This is a genomic window from Flavobacterium branchiarum (assembly GCF_030409845.1).
GTDB classification, from domain to species: domain Bacteria; phylum Bacteroidota; class Bacteroidia; order Flavobacteriales; family Flavobacteriaceae; genus Flavobacterium; species Flavobacterium branchiarum.
On record NZ_JAUFQQ010000005.1, the window covers coordinates 8298 to 32306 of the forward strand.

Below are 24009 nucleotides of genomic sequence, written 5' to 3' on the forward strand. Positions count from 1 at the left end.
TAATGGTTCCTGAAGGTTATCTAATAATAGCTAACCAACCTGTTTTAGCTGCTCCATCTGCACCAGTATCTAGAACATAATAATATGTGCCCGCTGGTAATCTATCTCCTTTATTTATAGCTCCCGAAACATTTGTTGTTCCATCCCAATCATTGTTATAACGATTTTGTTTATAAACTAATGCTCCATATCTATTGTAAACGCTTAAATTATTATTTGGATAATTTTCGATACCTTCGATTTTGAAAAAATCATTTGCACCATCATTATTAGGAGTAAATTCATTATAAACTACCAAAATCATAGGACTCACAGATGCTTCAGCAAAATTATTTGAAGTATCTGAATCTATTGGATTTGAGATAATAACTGATGCTACATTTAAATAATTGCCTGTTGGTAATACCTGTGCTACTATAGTTAATGTTTCGCTTGTATTGGCGTTTAGCATTAGAATATTCCATTCTCCAGTAGTGCTATTATATATTCCATTACTAGTCTGTGCACTAACAAAATCATATCCTGTTGGTAAAAGTTCACGAACTAATACATCTATAAAATTCCCTGCTCCAATGTTATTAACTGTTATAGTAAAAATCACATTTTCATTAACTTTAGGATTAGGATTGTCTACAGTATTTGTCATTGTTATATCCGAACAAGTCTGAACGGCTAAAGCAAGTAATTTACTTTGCGTTTCATTACATAAATTCGAATAGGAAACATTTACACTTGCTGGCCCTATTTCTGGCCATAAAACTGTTACAAAATTATCAGTAGTGGCTCCACCTGCTGTAACTGTTCCGTCACCAGTGATAGTCCAATTATAATTAGACATTCCATTTAAAGTTGTATATGTAACAACATCAAAAACACATGCATTAGCCTTACTTGCAGTTATTGTTGCTGGCTCACTTCCTCTAAAACTAACAGGAATAGCCAATCTAGATTTACTTTCGCAACCTGTTATTAGATTATTCAAAGATCCATAATATGTTCCAGCAACAAGTAATGTACTTGGCGCTAATGCCACACCACCTGTTTGGGTTGTGTACCAAACGACACCAGCTTCATTTACTAACAAATCTGATATTTTTGGTAAAGCAGTTAAACAAAAATCTTGTATAGCTCTTGTCGTAGTTGGTAAAACCCCATCATTAACAGTTACTTTTACTAATAATCGAACACCTCTTTCACAATCTGTCATTGGATCTTTAATAGCTGCATAATAATTACCACTAGTTAATGCTGTTCCAGATGAAATTAAGTTTCCACCACTTAAAGCATCATACCAAATTATATTAGCAACATTAGAAGGACTTACATTTATACTTGCAACAGTTGGTGTAGTAACTAAACAGAATTTTTGATCCTTATCGTTTATAATTAGTGTTGCTGGATCGGTAACGGTTACTGTTACTAATAATCGTTCTGAACTCTCACAGCCAGTTACTCCATCACGGATAGCTCCATAATACGAACCACTTGCCAAGGCGGTTGTTGGCGCTAAAGCGGTTCCTCCTGTCTCCGATGCAAACCAAACAACATCTGATTCATTTACCTGAAGACTAGCAACCGTTGGCGCATTTGCCAAACAAAAGTCTTGTGTTGTATCGGTTGTCGTTGGAGTCGCTGGATTAGTTACTCTTACCGTTACTAATAATCTAACGGAACTTGTACAATCTGTCAGTGGATCTAAGATTGCTCCATAATACAATCCTCCATCTGTTAATGCTGTTGTTGGCGCTAAAGCGGTTCCTCCTGTCTCTGATGCAAACCAAACAACATCTGATTCATTTACCTGAAGACTAGCAACTGTTGGCGCATTTGCCAAACAGAAGTCTTGTGTTGTATCAGTTGTCGTTGGAGTTAATGGATCTGTTACGTCTACCGTTACTAATAATCGCTCTGAACTCTCACAGCCAGTTACTCCATCAAGGATAGCACCATAATATGGTCCGCTATTTAAACCTGTTGTTGGCGCTAAAGCTACGCCACCTGTTAAGGTTGTGTACCAAACTACGCCTGTCTCATTTACCTGAATATCAGAAACTTTTGGTGCATTTACCAAACAGAAGTCTTGTGTTGTATCAGTTGTCGTTGGAGTTAATGGATCTGTTACGTCTACCGTTACTAATAATCGCTCTGAACTCTCACAGCCAGTTACTCCATCAAGGATAGCACCATAATATGGTCCGCTATTTAAACCTGTTGTTGGCGCTAAAACTACGCCACCTGTTAAGGTTGTGTACCAAACTACACCTGATTCATTTACCTGAATATCAGAAACTTTTGGTGCATTTACCAAACAGAAGTCTTGTGTTGTATCAGTTGTCGTTGGAATTAATAGATCTGTTACGTCTACCGTTACTAATAATCGCTCTGAACTCTCACAGCCAGTTACTCCATCAAGGATAGCACCATAATAGGGTCCGCTATTTAAACCTGTTGTTGGCGCTAAAGCTACGCCACCTGTTAAGGTTGTGTACCAAACTACGCCTGTCTCATTTACCTGAATATCAGAAACTTTTGGTGCATTTACCAAACAGAAGTCTTGTGTTGTATCAGTTGTCGTTGGAATTAATAGATCTCTTACGTCTACCGTTACTAATAATCGCTCTGAACTCTCACAGCCAGTTACTCCATCAAGGATAGCACCATAATAGGGTCCGCTATTTAAACCTGTTGTTGGCGCTAAAACTACGCCACCTGTTAAGGTTGTGTACCAAACTACGCCTGATTCATTTACCTGAATATCAGAAACTTTTGGTGCATTTACCAAACAGAAGTCTTGTGTTGTATCAGTTGTCGTTGGAGTTAATGGATCTGTTACGTCTACCGTTACTAATAATCGCTCTGAACTCTCACAGCCAGTTACTCCATCAAGGATAGCACCATAATATGGTCCGCTATTTAAACCTGTTGTTGGCGCTAAAACTACGCCACCTGTTAAGGTTGTGTACCAAACTACGCCTGATTCATTTACCTGAATATCAGAAACTTTTGGTGCATTTACCAAACAGAAGTCTTGTGTTGTATCAGTTGTCGTTGGAATTAATAGATCTGTTACGTCTACCGTTACTAATAATCGCTCTGAACTCTCACAGCCAGTTACTCCATCAAGGATAGCACCATAATAGGGTCCGCTATTTAAACCTGTTGTTGGCGCTAAAACTACGCCACCTGTTAAGGTTGTGTACCAAACTACGCCTGATTCATTTACCTGAATATCAGAAACTTTTGGTGCATTTACCAAACAGAAGTCTTGTGTTGTATCAGTTGTCGTTGGAGTTAATGGATCTGTTACGTCTACCGTTACTAATAATCGCTCTGAACTCTCACAGCCAGTTACTCCATCAAGGATAGCACCATAATAGGGTCCGCTATTTAAACCTGTTGTTGGCGCTAAAACTACGCCACCTGTTAAGGTTGTGTACCAAACTACGCCTGATTCATTTACCTGAATATCAGAAACTTTTGGTGCATTTACCAAACAGAAGTCTTGTGTTGTATCAGTTGTCGTTGGAGTTAATGGATCTGTTACGTCTACCGTTACTAATAATCGCTCTGAACTCTCACAGCCAGTTACTCCATCAAGGATAGCACCATAATAGGGTCCGCTATTTAAACCTGTTGTTGGCGCTAAAGCTACGCCACCTGTTAAGGTTGTGTACCAAACTACGCCTGATTCATTTACCTGAATATCAGAAACTTTTGGTGCATTTACCAAACAGAAGTCTTGTGTTGTATCAGTTGTCGTTGGAGTTAATGGATCTGTTACGTCTACCGTTACTAATAATCGCTCTGAACTCTCACAGCCAGTTACTCCATCAAGGATAACACCATAATAGGGTCCGCTATTTAAACCTGTTGTTGGCGCTAAAGCTACGCCACCTGTTAAGGTTGTGTACCAAACTACGCCTGATTCATTTACCTGAATATCAGAAACTTTTGGTGCATTTACCAAACAGAAGTCTTGTGTTGTATCAGTTGTCGTTGGAATTAATGGATCTGTTACGTCTACCGTTACTAATAATCGCTCTGAACTCTCACAGCCAGTTACTCCATCAAGGATAGCACCATAATATGGTCCGCTATTTAAACCTGTTGTTGGCGCTAAAGCTACGCCACCTGTTAAGGTTGTGTACCAAACTACGCCTGATTCATTTACCTGAATATCAGAAACTTTTGGTGCATTTACCAAACAGAAGTCTTGTGTTGTATCGGTTGTCGTTGGAGTTAATGGATCTGTTACGTCTACCGTTACTAATAATCGCTCTGAACTCTCACAGCCAGTTACTCCATCAAGGATAGCACCATAATAGGGTCCGCTATTTAAACCTGTTGTTGGCGCTAAAACTACGCCACCTGTTAAGGTTGTGTACCAAACTACGCCTGATTCATTTACCTGAATATCAGAAACTTTTGGTGCATTTACCAAACAGAAGTCTTGTGTTGTATCAGTTGTCGTTGGAATTAATGGATCTGTTACGTCTACCGTTACTAATAATCGCTCTGAACTCTCACAGCCAGTTACTCCATCAAGGATAGCACCATAATATGGTCCGCTATTTAAACCTGTTGTTGGCGCTAAAGCTACGCCACCTGTTAAGGTTGTGTACCAAACTACGCCTGATTCATTTACCTGAATATCAGAAACTTTTGGTGCATTTACCAAACAGAAGTCTTGTGTTGTATCAGTTGTCGTTGGAGTTAATGGATCTGTTACGTCTACCGTTACTAATAATCGCTCTGAACTCTCACAGCCAGTTACTCCATCAAGGATAGCACCATAATAGGGTCCGCTATTTAAACCTGTTGTTGGCGCTAAAGCTACGCCACCTGTTAAGGTTGTGTACCAAACTACGCCTGTCTCATTTACCTGAATATCAGAAACTTTTGGTGCATTTACCAAACAGAAGTCTTGTGTTGTATCAGTTGTCGTTGGAATTAATAGATCTCTTACGTCTACCGTTACTAATAATCGCTCTGAACTCTCACAGCCAGTTACTCCATCAAGGATAGCACCATAATAGGGTCCGCTATTTAAACCTGTTGTTGGCGCTAAAACTACGCCACCTGTTAAGGTTGTGTACCAAACTACGCCTGATTCATTTACCTGAATATCAGAAACTTTTGGTGCATTTACCAAACAGAAGTCTTGTGTTGTATCAGTTGTCGTTGGAGTTAATGGATCTGTTACGTCTACCGTTACTAATAATCGCTCTGAACTCTCACAGCCAGTTACTCCATCAAGGATAGCACCATAATAGGGTCCGCTATTTAAACCTGTTGTTGGCGCTAAAACTACGCCACCTGTTAAGGTTGTGTACCAAACTACGCCTGATTCATTTACCTGAATATCAGAAACTTTTGGTGCATTTACCAAACAGAAGTCTTGTGTTGTATCAGTTGTCGTTGGAATTAATAGATCTGTTACGTCTACCGTTACTAATAATCGCTCTGAACTCTCACAGCCAGTTACTCCATCAAGGATAGCACCATAATAGGGTCCGCTATTTAAACCTGTTGTTGGCGCTAAAACTACGCCACCTGTTAAGGTTGTGTACCAAACTACGCCTGATTCATTTACCTGAATATCAGAAACTTTTGGTGCATTTACCAAACAGAAGTCTTGTGTTGTATCAGTTGTCGTTGGAGTTAATGGATCTGTTACGTCTACCGTTACTAATAATCGCTCTGAACTCTCACAGCCAGTTACTCCATCAAGGATAGCACCATAATAGGGTCCGCTATTTAAACCTGTTGTTGGCGCTAAAACTACGCCACCTGTTAAGGTTGTGTACCAAACTACGCCTGATTCATTTACCTGAATATCAGAAACTTTTGGTGCATTTACCAAACAGAAGTCTTGTGTTGTATCAGTTGTCGTTGGAGTTAATGGATCTGTTACGTCTACCGTTACTAATAATCGCTCTGAACTCTCACAGCCAGTTACTCCATCAAGGATAGCACCATAATAGGGTCCGCTATTTAAACCTGTTGTTGGCGCTAAAGCTACGCCACCTGTTAAGGTTGTGTACCAAACTACGCCTGATTCATTTACCTGAATATCAGAAACTTTTGGTGCATTTACCAAACAGAAGTCTTGTGTTGTATCGGTTGTCGTTGGAGTCGCTGGATCGGTTACTGTTACCGTTACAATTTTAAGTTCTCCATTTTTATTCTGACAAGTGTTAGGATTAGATGCTGCTACATAGTAAGAAATGGGACTCATCACTGTAGTTAAACCTGAAACCGTTAAAACTCCTGCTGAGCTAATTGTATAGGTTACCCCACCAATAATAGCCCCATCAGTAATAGGTTGTGTTTTATTAGCATCTAAATACCAAAAAAATACGGGATTTATTAATGTACTTGTAGGTATTAATATTGCATTTGTATTATGACAAATAGAAGCGTTCGAAACAGTAATATCTGCTGGAAGTGCTGTCGGTAAAATTGTAAATGTTACTTGTTTTCTATCTACAGGTAGCGTTTCACAAAATTCATCAGAAATAACTCCAACAAAATATGTATATGTTCCAGGAACTAATCCTGTAATAACTAATTCTGATGCAGACTGCCCTGCTATTAATTGACTTGTTGTTCCATCAAAACTATACCAACGATATATTGGATTTGCAAGCACTGGACTAGTATCTAGAACTGCATTTAATGTTACTGTGCCAATTTCAGCACAAATTGTTGTATTAGTTTCTCCATTTATTGTTACACTAGCTATTGCATTTGCAGGTGTAGTCGCTCTAACTTCTACAGTTATCTCTCCTCTTGTTAAAGCTGCACAGCCGTAACGAATTGGTTGAATGTAATATTTATAAATTCCAGGTGCTAATGTAGTAGGAAGTGTATATGTCTGACCGTTAACTAGAAAATTTCCTCCTATTGGTGAATCATACCAAGCATAATCGGCACAAGGTTTTTCGGGAACTTCTAAAGAAATATTTGATCCTGGACAAACTGTGATTTTATTGTTGATATCTCCTCCAACGACTTTAGTATTTGTAACACGATCGATTGTATGAACTCTAAGCTGATCTAAGACACTTGCAACCCCTCCAAAAGTGATTGTAACTCTATCATATGGTTGCGTTTGAGGCGCAACAATTGTCATTGCCATTGTACCCCCAGAAAGTAATCTTAAAGACAACAAACTACTTGTATTTTTAATTGGCCCACCCACAGCAATATTACCTGAATAAAGCTGCACTGTAAATCCTGTAAGTAGATTGAGGTTTAAAACTGTTCCTGGTTTTGAAATCGTGATTCTTAAACTATCACCAACCATAGAAGGTGTTCTAAAAACTGCTTTAAGTTCAGCTGCAGCAAGTACTCCCGCTCCACTAAACATTGTAGCATAAGTTGAGATATCTCCATCAGCTATATTCCATGGATTCGAAACGCCAACAGTAGTTGTTAATGCTCCAATTCCTAAATCTTTTACTCCTGTAAAAACGTCTTGAATATCTCCTTGCTCACAAGCTATTTGTGTAACTTGTTTTTCATAGTAAGCATCGTAAACATTTATACTTTGTCCAACACTTAAAATAGATCCTAACTGAACTCGAATACCATCGTAATCTTTAGGGCCAGAAACATCAGAAGGGACAAATGTGTATTCAAATGAATTCTGTCCTGATAATAAATTTAATAATGATCCTGATATAGATTTTAAAACTCCAATATCAATTGGATTATTAGCTCCATTACGTTTGGTTCCCACTACTGTAATACTTTGCCCTACTGCAACCAAACTATTTTCCAAGCCTAATTTCAGCGTTACTGGAGTTCCTTTTGTTATGTTGGTTGGCCATTGCAAATTTTGCCATGTTGTCCCTATCCCCAAAAGCCCAAAACCAGTAGTTATTGTAGAAAAAGTACTTGGATTACCATCGGCAGCATTTGCTTCTTTTGTTACTCCTCCTGTAATAATTGATGACCAAGTCTGGCTAGTCGCATATTCTCTTTCTAGCAATGAGTCACAACTTGCAGGATCAATTACACTAATTGTTATTGTTTGACTTACAGTACAAGTCCCATTACTCGCAATTACTGTGTAGCTAAAAATCCCAACAGTATTAAGGATACCTGTATTATTTGATGGTATAAGATTTCCATTTTGATCATACCAAGCTACTGTCCCATTGGATGTTGCTATTAATGCTACTGAATTGCCTTTATTGACAACAATTGAGTTTGTAACTCCTGTTAAAGTTGGTAAAGGATTAATTGACACAACAACTTCTTTTTTATCAGATGGGCAAGCCACACCTGCTGTTTGAGCTTGGATCCAATAAGAACCACCTGTAGTAATATTTACAGCATCTTGTTCTGTGATAGGAGTTACTCCCTGAAAGAAAGCATAAGTTGTAGTTCCAGTTGTATCAAAATCTGTAATTGCATTTTTTAAATTTACACTAACGCAACCTGCCAAAGTTGGCGTAACATTTAAAGCTGATACTGCTGGATAATTTACAACAACAGCTTTTAATGTCCCATTTATATTTTCACAAATACCACCATTAAGAACTGATATATAATAATTATAAGATGCACTAGTAAGACCATCAATAGTAAGCACATCTGTTACAGGATCTTTCAAAAAAGTTACTCCTAGTTGACCAGGAACTGAAGTTCCTGTGGTTATTTCAAGTGTTTTATTTTGATCTGTATAATATTTAAATCTTGCACCTGCCAAAGCTGATGTTGGTGCTAATACAGCTTGCCCTGTACAAGATGCTGTAAGTGGACTAATAATTGTAATATCAGTAGCAGTTGGGATAGTCAATACAGTTGCTGTTACTGCTTGACGAGTGCTATTTACACAAGCACCACGAACAGATTCTAAATAATATGTTTTAGTTGCTGTTAATACACCTGTATTATAAGTGTCCGAATTAGTAACTAAAGCAACACCTCCGGTAGAAACATCATACCAATTAAAAGTAGTACCTACAATAGGAGTCGCTGCTAATATAGCACTTTGGCCATTACAAATTGGAGATGTAGTTACTACTGCATCTTTATATCTAATAGAAACTCCATAAACATCTAACTGAGATAATAAAGTCACTACTCCTCCTAATCTAATTTCAATCGCATTAAATGGAAATCCAGCAACAAAAGTAGCTTTGAAACGATTTCCTGTTAATAATTGTACATTTATTAAATTAGAATTTATAGCGGTACGATCATTATTATACGCACCCTCGTTATACGTAGCTAAAGTGATATAGGATAATGCACTTACATCGATAAGTCCAGCAGGAATACCTAATTCAACATCTATCTTATCTCCTACTTTCCCTAAATTAGAAAAACTTAAAACTTGTTCTGCAAATGCTCCTACACCAACAGAAACATTAAGATTAGATGCTGTAGTAAAATTACCATCTATCGCATTATTAGGATTATTAACCGCACATATTGCACATATTACACCATCTGTAAGAGTAGACAACCTATTCGTTTGATCATTTGGCTGTAAACAAAGATCTATTGGGCTACCTATCATCACATTTATAACTGTTCTTGTACTACTCACACATCCTGTAACAGCATCTCTTGCTGCAATATAGTAGGTAGTATTTACAGTTAATGCTGGTGTTGGAGTAAAAGTGCTTGAATTTGTTAATAAAGGACTTCCATTAATAGGAACAGTGTACCAATCATATTCAACCCCAACTACAGGATTAGACACCTGTAATACAATATTTTGACCGGGTTGAATAGTTACAGTTGAAGAAGCAACTGTTGGTACTGCAGGCAATGGGTTAACAGTAACATTTACAGGAGTACGTGTAGCACTAATACAACTACCAATCGATGCTTCAACATGATAACTTGTGTTTGCATTTAAGATCGGAGTTGTAAATGATGTTCCTGTAAATACTAACGTTCCAGCTGTAGCTGTATCATACCATTTATATATAGTTCCTACAACAGGTGTAACAATATTTAGCGTAGTTGTAATCCCTGCACAAATAGTTGTCCCCGAAGTATTTATTGTTGGAGCAATAGGGTTATTTATTGATATTACAACAGGAGTTCTTTCACTATTTAAACAACCATTTCGAGTAACTTCAACATAATATGTAGTATTAGCAGTTAAAGCTAGTGTAGTAAAAGAAGTAGTACTACTCACTACATTTCCTCCAGTTAAAGCATCATACCATTTAATTGTTTCTCCCACAGCAGTATCAGACACCAAAGTAATCGTTTGTCCGCTACAAATCGTTGTATTTCCTGTTATTGTTCTTGCTTTAAATTTATAGGAAGCACCATAAATATTGAGGCTTGACACTAAGTTCACTAATCCACCTAATCGAATCTCAACACGATCAAAGGAAGCCCCTGCTTTAAAACTTGCTCTAAAACGATTTCCCGATAATAACTGAATATTTAAAAGAGGATCATTTACTGCTACTCGGTCATTATTATATGTTGCTCCATTGTAACTAGCCAATGAAATATAACTTAATAAGCTTATATCTAGAACTCCTGTAGGAATTTCTAAATCAACTTGAATAACATCACCAGTATTCCCTCCGTTATTAAATTGCAGTGTTTGTTGAATCCACCCATTAACTAACCCAATTGGTATACTTAATGTTGAAGCAGTATTATTATTTCCATCGACTGAATTATTTGGATTAGCAACAGAACAAAGTAAGCAAAGTCCATTTTGTGTAGTTTGTTGGCTATTTGCTTCTAGACAAGTTCCTAGTGAAGCAGGCAAAACTGTCACGGTTACAGCTACTCGACTAGCACTTAAACATCCTCCAGCAATATTATTAGATTCTACATAATATGTTTTTGTAGCAAATAAGATTGGTGTTGTAAATGTAGTTGAGTTGGCTAATAATTTAGTACCTCCTGTTGGAGCATCATACCAATCTAATGTTTCACCAGATCCAGAAGCCGAAGCAGTTAAAGTAGCATTTTGCCCTGATTGTATTGATACGCTAGGAGTCAATACCGTTGCCAAAGCAGGAACTGGAGTTGAAGTAACAGCAACTAGAGTTCGTGTTGGAGTTGTACAACTACCAATAGTAGCTTCTACATAAAAATTAGTCACACCAGTAGGAACTGTCGGTGTATAAGAATCACCTGTAGCCAAAACAATACCACCTGATTCTACGCTAAACCATGAATATGTAGTTCCGGGTATAGGGTTTATAACTGACAGTTTAGTTGCTTGAGTAGGTCCTGAGGAACATATTGTTGTACCGACTGTACTAATTATAGGTAATACGGGGTTTATTACATTTACAGTTACAGGTATTCGTTTATCACTTTCGCAACCAGCTGTTCTTGAAACACTAATATAATAAGTTGTTGTAGCGGTTAAAGCAGGAGTTGAATAATTACCTGTAGTTGAGAGTGCTGTTGTTGAAGTTGGAGAATCATACCAAGCCAATGTTGTACCTGCTGCTGCTGTAGCAGAAAGAGCTATACTCTGACCTGAACATACTGATTGCGAACTCCCTCCACTAATTGTTGGACTAGCAAATTGCGAATGCACTTCGAAAATTTTCAAATCTACTAATAACCTTACAAGACCACCTACCCTAATTTGTATTTGATTAGCATCTCCAGGCAATGTATAATTGATTACTGCCATTTGATTACCAGGCAATAATTGAAGATTTAATAATGCATTATTTAGAGGGACAGGACCACCAACATCTGTTCCTGAAAATTTTGCTTGAATAGTTGCGTTTGAAAGTAAACTAACGTCGACTAAACCTGCTACCGCACCAGTACCAAAATAGACAACTATTTGATCTCCTGATTTTGCCGTTTGGTTTAAGGTTAACGTTTCTTCTGCGAAACAAGCTAAACCAAGAACATTTGTCAACAAAGCATATGTATTCAGATTTCCATCAAATGCGGCAGTAGGATTTGTAACACTCATACCCACACACAGAAGCCCTCCTGTAGTATTAGTTTGTGAAATAGGTCTGCAAAATGTTTGTGAAAAAGAACTCGAAAAAGGAATCAATATCAAAAACAACCACAAATAACTTTGCAAAAAAGTCTCTTTTTTTATTCTTAAGTAAAAATTTTTCATATTCCTAAGAGATTAATGATGTGACAAAAAAATTCCAATATGATAAATAAGCAATACCATCAATAATCTCATACGCAAATAGGAGATTATTAAATAAAGCCATACTAACAGATTTTCAGACTACATTTAATGTTCTGAAAAATATCTTGATCTTAAAATCTATAAAAATTACTCCAAAGGGGGAAACAACCACAATTCGCGAGGAAGCGAATGATCCCTTAATTTGACGAAAAAATCAAATGAATATCAAAAAAAAAGAGTTGCATAAAAGGAGTATTTGAAGTAGGTTTTAATTTCATAAAATATTTTTAAGAGATTAATATATTTGGGGATCTGTTCGTTTTATTTCAGTTCTATATGAGGTAAAAACATATGTGATGCATTTAAATACACCCATTTAATAAAAAAATAAAAAAAAATTGACAATTTTAAGTATTGAGAAACATGTACAAAATACGGTACTAGAAATTAATTCTACAGAAATGTGGAAATTAAAATTTATTGATTGTCAAAAATTAATTCAAACAAGAAATAAATTTGTAAACTAATACCTGACTTGTCGATTTGTGCTTCGGGGGATTGAAGACTCAAATTAACAATACAATTATGTATTGTTATGGAACAAATAGTAACGAAAATTATTACTATACTGATTTAATCTGTTATCTAAAATATTCAATTGATTTATGAGATTATCAAAAGACAAATACTTCTTTCTATTTGCAGAAGCTAGATCAGATAGGGTATTCAATTCGTCATTGAATAACGATAAACTAAGAAATGAACAAGAGATAAATCTATTGCTTCCCAAAAAAGTAATTATAAATTCCATAAGCATCTAGATTAAAAAATAATTGACAAAAAAAATTCGTACAAAAAATTCATTTACTTAAAAATCTTTATTCAAGATCTTTCTGCTATTATGTGGTATTATATTATTTTATTTCAAAAACAAATTGGAACGTTAATAGATAATCTTTTTATATTTTGTTTTACATTAAATTTCTTAGATGCCTTTTACTTTGGCAAAAAACTAATTCTATTTAATCTGATTTAAATATTACATCGTTTTGAATAATGATTAATTCATTATATGATTCACCAAGAATAAGCAAATAAAGCTTATTTTATTAAAAACAATTAACAATTGTTCAACGATAAACATTTTATAAATTTAATTTTTTTTTTTATAACATGCAAGTAAAAAAAAGATGAAATGCGATTTTAATTTAAAATCACATTCCATAAGTACTAAGATATTCAACTGTTTAAATTACTAGATATCAAACAAAACATCAGGCTAACATAAAAAAAGAGCTCTAAATCATTCGTGTAATAATCTTAATTTATAATTTTTCCGGAACTAGTAAAAAAAACATATTTGCGAAAAAAACTACAAAAAAATAAGGCTAAAACTCCAAGAATTAAAAAGAAACCACTAATTTAATTGAGAAAAATATTGTTGTGGTAATTATAAAAAAAAGAAAAAGGGCTAATTGTTAATAAATTAACAGCTAACCCTTTAAAAAATAATTTCATTGCAAGTAATAACAATACGTTCTTCGATAGTACTACAATTGACTTTATGGATATTAAAGAAATGTAGACTGCAAAAGCATATTGAATAGGCTACAAAACGAATCAAATTTTATCGAATCATAATTAAAAAACTATGATTCTATAATTGAATTTATCTGTTTAAACAACTGACCATCACTTAAGAATGCTCCTTGTTGAATTAATTCAAAGATTGAAGTATTACGGTCGTCAGTAAACACTTTTTTACCAACCTTCATTTCAATAGTTTCTGTAAACATATTATCACTTAACCATTGCAAGCCTTCCTTAGTTAAGAAATCAGTTTCAGGAACCAATGATTTTAAAACTATCGATTGAACATGTGTATCAAAACATTGAAATAGGAAAATATGATTTTTAGAAAAATGTTCTAAAAATTCCGCTCTTGAAAGAACACCTTCCCAAATTAAATCAGAGAACACATCTAGTTCTTGCTCAGCCACCTCTGGCTTATTAATTTTGATCGAATCCCACTCTGCTTTATCAATTGCTTGCGTTCCTAAAAAGCTTGCAAATTCAGCGTTTAATTCATCAAATTGTTCTTTTGTTAATCTTGCGTATTTCATTTTAAAATATTTAAGCTTTTATAGCGTCATTTAGCTATTTAAAATTCAAAAAAAAATCCCGATTTGCATCGGGATTTCATATTATAAATTAAAACTATTACTTCTCAGCAACAATTTCGTATGGTAATTCAACTACAACATCTCTGTGTAATCTAATGCTTGCAGCATATTTACCAGTACGTTTTACGATACCGCTAGTAATAAATTTTCTTTCGATAGAGTTACCCGCTTTATCCAAAGCTTCAGCAATATCTATGTTAGTGATAGAACCAAAAAGTTTCTCTCCACCAGCTTTTGCGAAAATTTTAATTTCAAGAGCTTTCAATGCTTCAGCTATTTTCTTAGCGTCATCAACAATCTTAGCCTCTTTGTGTGCTCTTTGTTTTAGGTTTTCAGCTAATACTTTTTTTGCAGAAGGAGTTGCTAAATGAGCAAAACCTTGAGGAATTAAAAAGTTACGACCGTAACCAGCTTTTACAGATACTACATCATCTTTAAATCCTAGATTCTGTACGTCTTGTTTTAAAATAAGTTCCATGTTGTTGTCCTTATATTTGAGAAGTTAGGTTCCATCTTACCGGAAACCAACAACTTTAGTTTAATATTATTTTAATAAATCGGCCACGTATGGCATTAAAGCTAAGTGACGAGCTCTCTTAACAGCTACAGACACTTTTCTTTGGTATTTTAAAGAAGTTCCTGTTAAACGACGAGGAAGAATTTTTCCTTGCTCATTAACGAATTTCAATAAGAAATCTGCATCTTTATAATCGATATATTTGATTCCAGATTTTTTGAAACGACAATACTTTTTAGTTTTGTTAGTTTCTATGTTTAAAGGCGTTAAATATCTGATATCTCCGTCTTTTTTTCCTTTTGCTGATTGCTCTATTGTAGACATAATAATTAAGCTTTTGTAGATTTTAATTTAGTTCTTCTTCTTTCAGCCCAAGAAATAGCATGCTTATCTAAACTTACAGTTAAGAAACGCATAATTCTCTCATCACGTCTAAATTCAGTTTCAAAAGCAATTAGAACTTCTCCAGCTACTTTGTACTCAAATAAGTGATAAAAACCACTTTTTTTGTTTTGGATTTCGTAAGCCATTTTTTTAAGACCCCAATCCTCTTTTGATACCATTTCAGCTCCTCTACTAGTAAGAAATTCTTCAAATTTCGTTACTGTTTCCTTCACCTGAACCTCAGATAAAACGGGATTTAAAATGAAAACAGTTTCATAATGATTCATAAATATAATATTTATTTGTTAAAATTTGGTGCAAAAGTAACCATTAATTTTATATATCCAACACTTTTTTACTTTTATTCGACGTATGACAAAAAATAAGTCTAAAATCTAGTTTTAAAAGAAAAATAAATCTATATTTACTATTACATTCCCTAAATTTAAATGTTATGAAACTAAATTGTGTAGTAGTAGACGATAGTTCTATCCAAAGAACCATTATCTCAAAGTTAGTCAATAATCATACGAATTTACATTTGATTGGAGATTTTTCAAATGCAATCGAAGCTCGAAGCTGTATCTCTTTAAATAATATTGATTTGATATTTTTAGATATCGAAATGCCTGTTATAAATGGTTTTGATTTTTTAGATGGTCTAAAAACAAAACCCCAGATAATATTTATTACCTCTAAGGCGGAATACGCTTTAAAGGCTTTTGATTACGATGCTACCGATTACCTCCAAAAACCGATTGCTATAGATCGATTTAATGCTTCTGTTAAAAGAGCATTAGACTTATATACCTTACGCACAGATGTAAAAGAAGATGAAGGCGAACATATTTTCATCAAAAGTAACCTCAAAAAACTTAAAATTTTCACTGCGAAAATTAAGTGGATTGAAGCTTTTGGCGACTATGTAAGAGTAGTAACCGAAGACGATAGTAACTTAGTTCTTTCAACAATGAAGTCTTTTGAAAATGATTTATCAAAGGAAAAATTCATTCGTGTACACAAGTCGTATATTATAAATATCGACAAAGTAGAACGCTTTAATAGCAAGTTTGCCGAAATCGGAATTACCAAAATCCCATTAAGTCGAAATAAAAAAGAAGACTTAGTTCGCGCACTGTCAATCACTCATTAAAGCACTAATAAAAGTCTACATTTATAATCACTTTTATTGCTCTATATTGTGCAACTGCCTCAAAACTATTCAGAATTTTCTGAATAGTTTTTTTTGTACCTCCTAAAGGCATCTCTTGAGGTATTTTAATTAAAATCGTACGAATATACTCGTTTCTGATCCTACTAATTGCTGGCTCTTCTGGTCCTAATACTGGCATATTCAAATTCTGACTCAAAACCTGATACAACCACAACGAACCTTCTTTTAGTCTATCAAAATCTCGGTGCTTTAGCGTAAGCTTTATTATTCTAAAATAAGGAGGATACCTATAAATTAATCTATCATACAATTGCTCCTTATACATTCCTGCATAGTCATTATTTGTAACCTGCTGTATTGTATTATGATTCGGGTTATACGTCTGAATTACAACCTTACCTTGTTTCTCTGATCGTCCTGCGCGTCCTGAAACCTGCATCATCATCTGAAAACTACGCTCGAAAGCTCGGAAATCTGGATGAAACAACATATTATCAGCATTCATGATTCCTACCAAACTCACATTATCAAAATCCAATCCTTTGGCAAGCATTTGTGTTCCAACCAAAATATCTATCTCACGATTTTTAAAACTATCAATGATCTTCTCGAATCCAAACTTTCCTCGAGTTGTATCCTGATCCATTCTGCCCGTTTTAGCATTTGGAAAAAGCGTTAGTAACTCCTGCTCTATTTGCTCTGTACCAAATCCTTTTGTAGTTAAATCAATACTAGAACAGCTATGACAATTTGTTGGCTTAGCCATACTGTATCCACAATAATGACAACGCAGTTGATTTTTATGCTTATGAAAAGTAAGACTCACGTCACATTGCTGGCACTGTGGCACGTTCCCGCAAGTGATACATTCTATAATAGGTGAATATCCTCGTCTGTTTTGAAACAATATAACTTGTTCTCCTAATGTTATCGCTTCTGAAATTGCCTCTACCAAAACATCACTAAAATGCCCAGTCATTCGTTTTCTAAAATACTTATCTTTTAAATCAACCAATGTAATATCTGGCATTCGCACATTATTATAACGCTCCGTAACTGTTACCAGTCCATATTTCTGCGATTGCGCATTAAAATAAGTTTCTAAACTTGGCGTAGCAGATCCCAAAAGCACTTTGGCTTTGTGAAAGTTTGCTAAAACAATCGCCGCATCACGTGCATGATAACGCGGTGCTGGATCGACTTGCTTAAAAGTCTGCTCATGTTCTTCGTCAACAATAAGTAAACCTAAGTTGGCGAATGGTAAAAACAAAGCCGACCTTGCTCCTATTATTATCTGAGCTTTTTCAACATTTGCTAAAGTCTGATTCCAAACCTCAACTCGTTCGTTATTACTGTATTTAGAATGAAAAACAGCTACTTTATTCCCAAAATGAACACGCAACCTAGCAACCAATTGTGTCGTTAATGCAATTTCTGGCAATAAATATAAAATTTGCCTCCCCGTTGCCAGATACTCTTCTATAAGTTTTATATAAATCTCTGTTTTACCACTAGAAGTCACTCCGTGAAGTAAACAAACTTCTTTTTCTACAAAACTAGTTTTGATTTCGTCAAAAGCAGTTTGCTGCACTGAACTCAACAACAACTCTTTCTCTGTACTTTTACCCGTAAAACCAACACGATCTTGCTGTAAAAAATACTCTTCAAAGATTTCTTTTTCAATTAGCGCTTTTACAATTGCCGATGATGATTGTGATGCTTCAACAAGTTTCTTAACTGTAACTGGTTTCTTTTCGACTGCAGTTAGCTGAAAATACGCCAAGACAATTTCTTTTTGCTTAGCTGCATTTTTAAGCAAATCCAACAACTCATTTAACCCTTGATTAGAATCGTATTTACTATGTAACTTAACATAACGAACTAACTTTGGCTTGTAACTTTCTTGTATTTCTTGCTCAAGAACAACAATGTCTTTATCTATTAACTTTTGAAGAATAGGAAAAATATTCTTTTTATTTAAAATAGCTACAACATCCTGAACCTTGAGCGAGCTCTGCTGTTGTAATGCTTCGTAAACTAGATACTCTTCATCTGTTAAAACAGTTTGATCGACAAAGACACCTTCTTTAGCCGAGATCATTGTTTCGCTTTCTAATAACAAGCCACTTGGGAATGCGCCACGATATACGTCACCGATAGCACACATATAATAAGACGCTATCCAAAGCCAATGTTTAATTTGAATTTCGGTAGCAATTGGTCTTTCGTCAAGAATTTGATGAATTTCTTTCGCTTCATACAGAGCTGGTTCATTTTGATGCGTTTCAAGAACCAAAGCTGTATACATTTTACTTTTACCAAAAGGCACAGCAACACGCATCCCTTTCTGAATAAAATTGAACTCAGCTTCAGAAATACGATAGGTAAACGTTTTAGCTAATGAAAGTGGCAAAATGACTTCTACAAAATGCATTTTAAATAGTGGTATGTTTTAAAATAATAACATTTAAATTATTATTCCGGTTATGTTTTTTCTAAGTAAGACCTTAAAATAAGCTTACTTATTATTTAATTTCTCTGAAGCATTTTTAGCATTATACTCCTTAACTAACTTATAGGTATTTTTAAGAGAACCGATATTAGTCCAATCCTCATGACCTGGTATAATATAAAGTGGTTTCTTAAATTTAACTTGCACTCTTTTAATAGCCCCATCCCATTCTTTAACATCCGAATCTGCTAAATTACCTAAATTAGTAGAAGTTGCTCCTTTTATAAAACAACCCCCATAAAGTATCTTCTCTTTATCAAACCAAACTACAATGTTATCGGGCGCATGTCCTTTACCTGGATAAAACACTTCAAAACGATGTTGCCCAACTGCAAATATGGTATCATTTGGCATTATGAATTCAGCCCTAGGCTCTTTATTTTTATATAAAATTTCATCCGTAAGCTTTATAGTATACGTTTTGATTCCTTTTTGCTTGTAAAACTCCAAACCTCCCGCTCTGTCTTCATGCGAATGTGTTGCAATTTGCATAACAACATCTTTATTATGCTTTGCTTTTATACTATCCAGTAAGGGCTGAAACTGTGTCTTATCCCAAGGAGCATCAAACATTACAACGCCTTTATCTGTAACCAAATACATGGCATTTGCAGGAATACGATTTCCTTTGTATTCATTAAACGTCTTATAAACATAAAAGTCACCCGTAAGATGACTTATTTGTAATTTGTTATTTTCTGTTTGCCCAAAAGACTTTGCAATCCCCAAAAGAAGCAACAGTAAAATTAATTTATTTTGCATTATTACATTGCTAAATACAGCTTCTTTAATTCTTAACTCTTGTCCAATATTGTGTTCTTCCTAAAAGAGAAAATCCAATGAACCCACGTAACTTTAATTTATCTGGAGAATCTAATTCAATATAACATTTGTACACTTTTCCGTTTGTTGGATCTAAAATTGTTCCCGAATTATACTCTTTCCCATCTTTTTTCAAGTCGTTGATAATTACCATTCCTAAAATTGGCTTGTTTTTATTTACTCCTGAGCAAGAAGTACAAAGGTCTTTTTTATGGTCTTCACGTAGAATTTCGACAACTTTACCATAAACTTTTCCCGATTTCTCATACACTTCTACAATCGATTTTGCTTCTCCAGTTGCATCGTCAACAGTTTTCCATTTTCCGAGCACAGATTGACTTTGTACATTGCCTATTACCAAAAATAATAAGCCCATTGTTACGATCCAGTTTTTCATGATGTTTGATTTTTTTTAGCCCTGATTGTAGCGACATCCTTTATCCCGATTCTTTAAGGGATAAAGATACAGCGAAAAGCAGGAACAGCTTCTAAATGTTATTGATTATTTTTTTGTCTTAATTTTTTGATTGTGGCATTTAATTCGAATCCCAAAAGCAAAATCATACAGTTTATCCAAATGTAAAACATTAGTATTAATAATGTACCAATTGAGCCATAAAGTTCATTATATTTTGAGAATTTTACAACCCAAATCCCAAAAAAGTAAGAAGATATCACAATTAGAATTGTTGTAAACACAGAACCAATACTTATAAATGGTACTTTATTATACTGTTTTGTTCCGTAACGCAATAATATAGAAGATGTTATCAAAATCATTAAGATTACAAACACGTAACGTCCCATGATGATAAGCGGAATACTATCATTGAGCACATCCTGAATCATTGTTTTTTGAATAAGCACCTCAAAGACTATAATTGTAGCAACGGTTACTAGCAACAACATCGACATTACAATTGAGATTGCTAGTGCCACAAGATATTGATTTAAAAAACCTCTTTTCTGTAATACATGTCGAGATGACTCAAACCCTCCTAGGATTCCGTTAACTCCATTTGCCATTAAAAAAACCGACAAAAAGAAACCCCAAGAAAGCAATCCTGAGTGACTATTATTTAAGATGTCACTAATAATTTTATATATCGCATCGTAGGTATTTGGCGGGACTCCCTGCTGCACAAATTGCAGAAAATCTTGCTGAAATCCATCGATTGGGATATACGGAATTAAGTTAAGAATAAACAAGGCAAAGGGAAATAATGCCATAAAAAAGCTAAACGCGACTGCGCTTGCATGATATGAAAATGCTCCCTCTATGATACCTATTGTATATAATTCGAGTAAGTCATACAACGAAAAACCATCAAGCCAAGGTAGCTTTATGTTCTTTAAGAAACGAACGAGATAGCGCACTACTGGTACTCTATCTAGCCGATTTTCTATTTCTACAGACATACTTACTGAATTATTGTTTAAATAAATTTCGAAATTCTAAAGTGCTTTTAGGCTTAAATCCATATTATAAACAGAATGCGTTAATGCTCCCGAAGAAATATAATCGACACCACACAAAGCATATTCACGAATTGTTTTTTCGTTGATGTTTCCTGAAGATTCTGTTTGGCATTTGTCTCCAATTAAAGCAACCGCTTTTTTAGTATCTTCATAATTAAAATTATCTATTAAGATACGATGAACTCCATCACTTTGTAAAATTTCTCTAATCTCGTCTAGACTTCTAGCCTCGACTATGATTTTTAAATCTAGCTTATTTTCTTTTAAGTAGGCTTTGGTTTTGGCTATAGCCAAAGTAATTCCTCCAGCAAAATCAATATGGTTGTCTTTAAGCATTATCATATCATAGAGTGCAAATCGATGATTTTCTCCTCCTCCAATTTTTACCGCCCACTTTTCGGCAACACGGAAATTAGGCGTTGTTTTACGAGTATCTAATATTTTAGCATTGGTACCTTTCAATAATTGTACATATTGATTGGTTTTAGTCGCAATTGCCGACATGCGTTGCATGGAGTTCAATACAACACGCTCTGATTTTAAAATAGATTGTGAACTTCCTGAAACATGAAATACAACATCTCCATATTTTACTGGAGTTCCGTCTTCTATAAATGTTTCGACTTTTAAATTTGGATCGACATAATTAAAAATCATTTTTGCAAATGCAACTCCTCCAATTATTCCATCTTCCTTTACCAATAATTTGGCTTTACCTTGCGCATCGGCAGGAATACAAGCCAAAGAACTATAATCTCCTGTGCCTACGTCTTCACGAATTGCGTTAAAAATTAGCAATTGTAATTCGTTCTGAAATTGTACTTCGTTAATCATTTTGTATGAATTTTAATAGAATGCTAAAGTAGCACATATTTTGTGGATTTGAAAATTTAGGTGATTTGAAAATTTTAAACAGTTTCTCTTTTTATATACAATCAATTACTAAACATTAAATACCTTTGGGTTTCAACTTTACTATAAAATGGGCTTAATTAAAGATATTTATTCGATTACTTTTTACGAAAACTTTACTAATTGCGTTGCAAAAGTCATTCCTGATTTTGACAAACAACTATTTATTTCTCAAATTTTTGATGCTGATTTTGCCAACAAAGAGTGGAAAGAACGCATGCAACATACTACTGTTGTTTTACATCAGTTTATGCCTGCCGATTTTGGAGAAGCGGTTTTGACTATCGAAAGTATTATCGAAAATTTAAAGAAAGATACATTCAATGAGAGCAATCTTGCTTTTATCTTTTTTGCCGATTATATCGAAAAATATGGTATTAATCACTTTAAGATAAGTGCTGATGCTTTTGTAATGGTTACACAATTTATAAGCTGTGAGTTTGCTGTTCGTCCTTTTATCATTAAATATCCTCAAGAAATGATAGCTGAAATGATTAAATGGTCTTTGCATGAAAATCATCATGTAAGAAGATTAGCAAGCGAAGGATCACGTTCAAGATTACCTTGGGCAATGGCAATTCCTGCCTTAAAGAAAGATCCTAGCCCTGTTTTGCCTATTTTAGAAAATTTAAAAACCGATTCATCCGAATATGTCCGACGTAGTGTTGCCAACAACCTCAACGATATTGTAAAAGATAATCCCGGAATTGTATTGAATATTGCTAATCAATGGCAAAATATAAGCTCCGAAACTGACGCTATTATTAAACACGGCTGTCGTACTTTATTAAAACAAGGCAATCCTGACATCTTAAAACATTATGGTTTAGAAAGTACTAATATTGAATTGTCTGATTTTGAGATTATCACTCCTAAAGTAAAAATTGGTGATTACTTAGAATTTCAGTTTTCACTGAATAACGCTAATTCTGAGAATAAAACAGTCCGATTAGAATATGCTATTTATTACCAAAAGTCGAAAGGCCATTTGGCTAAAAAAGTATTCAAAATTAGTGAGCGAATATACCAGCCCAATCAATTGGTTAAGATTAAAAGAAATCAATCCTTTAGAGTAATTACTACACGTGTATTTCATTTAGGAAAACATCAATTGTCTATAATCATTAATGGAACTGAAAGCGAAGTGTTGGATTTCGAACTGATTTAAAAAATTAGTCTTATAAATCATATAATTGTTCTAAGAAAACATAAGCAAACCCGTTGAATGTAATTTTTCATTTAACACATAGAAACATAGCTTAACAAAGCTTGAAAAAGGCGTTTCACTTAAAATAAAGCACATAAGTCTATGTGAAAAAATATTTTGATTAAATCATCTTTAATTAAAAAATCTATTTCAATAGCAATCGGAACTATATCTCTATGTGTTAAATACCATTTTTACGATTTTTAAGTTTCTCCATAATGGGTTTATAATTTACTCATAAACTATGTTATTTTTCTGCTAAAAAACAGAATTATTTTTTTTTACATCAGATTTTTATCCTTAATTTTACTGCCGTGAAATGGATTAACATCATATTATCAATTTACTTAGTCGTTCTATCGTGTTTGCCTTGTGCAGATACGCTGGAAAGCGAAACTATTGCGCATACAAGCGAAATAGTAAGTAAGGATAATCAATCTCACCAAAAGGGACTGGATCTTTGTGCTCCGTTTTGCAGTTGCAATTGTTGTGCTGCTCAGGTCCTAACCTCAGCTCCTGCTGTTGCATGGGTTTTTAATGCTGAAACAACACTCATTAAAAAACCGTTATCTTCTTATCATTCAATTCTTACTTCTAATTTCTACGGAAGTATTTGGCAACCGCCCCAAATAGTATAATGTAGCCCGAGTAATTTCGGGTGTATGTGTTGTGGTTTACCACAAAAAAACAGGCGATTCATCGTC

General features: G+C 34.6%; 13 protein-coding genes. 3 read left to right on the plus strand and 10 right to left on the minus strand.

The window, feature by feature from the left end; translation table 11 throughout:
* Positions 1 to 16: 16 nt before the first annotated feature.
* From QWY99_RS12075 to rpsF, 5 genes are all read right to left on the minus strand, one after another.
* Positions 17 to 12094, minus strand: coding sequence for an Ig-like domain-containing protein (locus tag QWY99_RS12075; RefSeq protein ID WP_290265605.1), 12078 nt, complete (start codon positions 12092 to 12094; stop codon positions 17 to 19).
* A gap of 1670 nt (positions 12095 to 13764) precedes the next feature.
* Positions 13765 to 14238 carry a DUF6495 family protein gene (locus tag QWY99_RS12080; protein WP_290265462.1) on the minus strand — a complete coding sequence of 158 codons (474 nt, stop codon included), beginning with the start codon at positions 14236 to 14238 and terminating at the stop codon, positions 13765 to 13767.
* A gap of 97 nt (positions 14239 to 14335) precedes the next feature.
* Positions 14336 to 14776, minus strand: a complete 441-nt coding sequence (rplI, locus tag QWY99_RS12085; protein WP_290265464.1) for a 50S ribosomal protein L9 — start codon at positions 14774 to 14776, stop codon at positions 14336 to 14338.
* Between the two features lie 66 nt (positions 14777 to 14842).
* The gene (gene rpsR / locus QWY99_RS12090; RefSeq protein ID WP_002987043.1) at positions 14843 to 15139 is read right to left on the minus strand and encodes a 30S ribosomal protein S18; all 297 of its coding nucleotides are present in this window, start codon (positions 15137 to 15139) and stop codon (positions 14843 to 14845) included.
* A gap of 5 nt (positions 15140 to 15144) precedes the next feature.
* Positions 15145 to 15486, minus strand: coding sequence for a 30S ribosomal protein S6 (gene rpsF / locus QWY99_RS12095; protein ID WP_047775818.1), 342 nt, complete (start codon positions 15484 to 15486; stop codon positions 15145 to 15147).
* 167 nt (positions 15487 to 15653) lie between these two features.
* Between rpsF and QWY99_RS12100 the strand changes: the two genes are divergently transcribed.
* Complete coding sequence (locus QWY99_RS12100; RefSeq protein WP_290265611.1) at positions 15654 to 16352, plus strand: LytR/AlgR family response regulator transcription factor; 699 nt, start codon at positions 15654 to 15656, stop codon at positions 16350 to 16352.
* Positions 16353 to 16356: 4 nt separating this feature from the next.
* Here QWY99_RS12100 and priA read toward each other — a convergent pair whose 3' ends face one another.
* From priA to nadC, 5 genes are all read right to left on the minus strand, one after another.
* Positions 16357 to 18807 (minus strand): replication restart helicase PriA, encoded by a 2451-nt coding sequence (gene priA / locus QWY99_RS12105; RefSeq protein ID WP_290265613.1) that lies wholly within the window; start codon positions 18805 to 18807, stop codon positions 16357 to 16359.
* An 84-nt stretch (positions 18808 to 18891) separates the two neighbouring features.
* Positions 18892 to 19647: a subclass B1 metallo-beta-lactamase gene (bla-B1-FLAV, locus tag QWY99_RS12110; protein ID WP_290265616.1), complete on the minus strand. Its 756-nt coding sequence runs from the start codon at positions 19645 to 19647 to the stop codon at positions 18892 to 18894.
* Between the two features lie 25 nt (positions 19648 to 19672).
* The gene (locus QWY99_RS12115) at positions 19673 to 20104 is read right to left on the minus strand and encodes a DUF2147 domain-containing protein (protein WP_290265618.1); all 432 of its coding nucleotides are present in this window, start codon (positions 20102 to 20104) and stop codon (positions 19673 to 19675) included.
* 98 nt (positions 20105 to 20202) lie between these two features.
* Positions 20203 to 21126, minus strand: coding sequence for a YihY/virulence factor BrkB family protein (locus QWY99_RS12120; protein WP_290265619.1), 924 nt, complete (start codon positions 21124 to 21126; stop codon positions 20203 to 20205).
* A 36-nt stretch (positions 21127 to 21162) separates the two neighbouring features.
* Positions 21163 to 22020: a carboxylating nicotinate-nucleotide diphosphorylase gene (gene nadC, locus QWY99_RS12125; protein ID WP_290265622.1), complete on the minus strand. Its 858-nt coding sequence runs from the start codon at positions 22018 to 22020 to the stop codon at positions 21163 to 21165.
* Positions 22021 to 22168: 148 nt separating this feature from the next.
* Between nadC and QWY99_RS12130 the strand changes: the two genes are divergently transcribed.
* Positions 22169 to 23266, plus strand: a complete 1098-nt coding sequence (locus QWY99_RS12130) for a DNA alkylation repair protein (RefSeq protein ID WP_290265625.1) — start codon at positions 22169 to 22171, stop codon at positions 23264 to 23266.
* A gap of 353 nt (positions 23267 to 23619) precedes the next feature.
* Positions 23620 to 23943, plus strand: a complete 324-nt coding sequence (locus tag QWY99_RS12135) for a DUF6660 family protein (protein WP_290265627.1) — start codon at positions 23620 to 23622, stop codon at positions 23941 to 23943.
* Positions 23944 to 24009 lie beyond the last annotated feature (66 nt).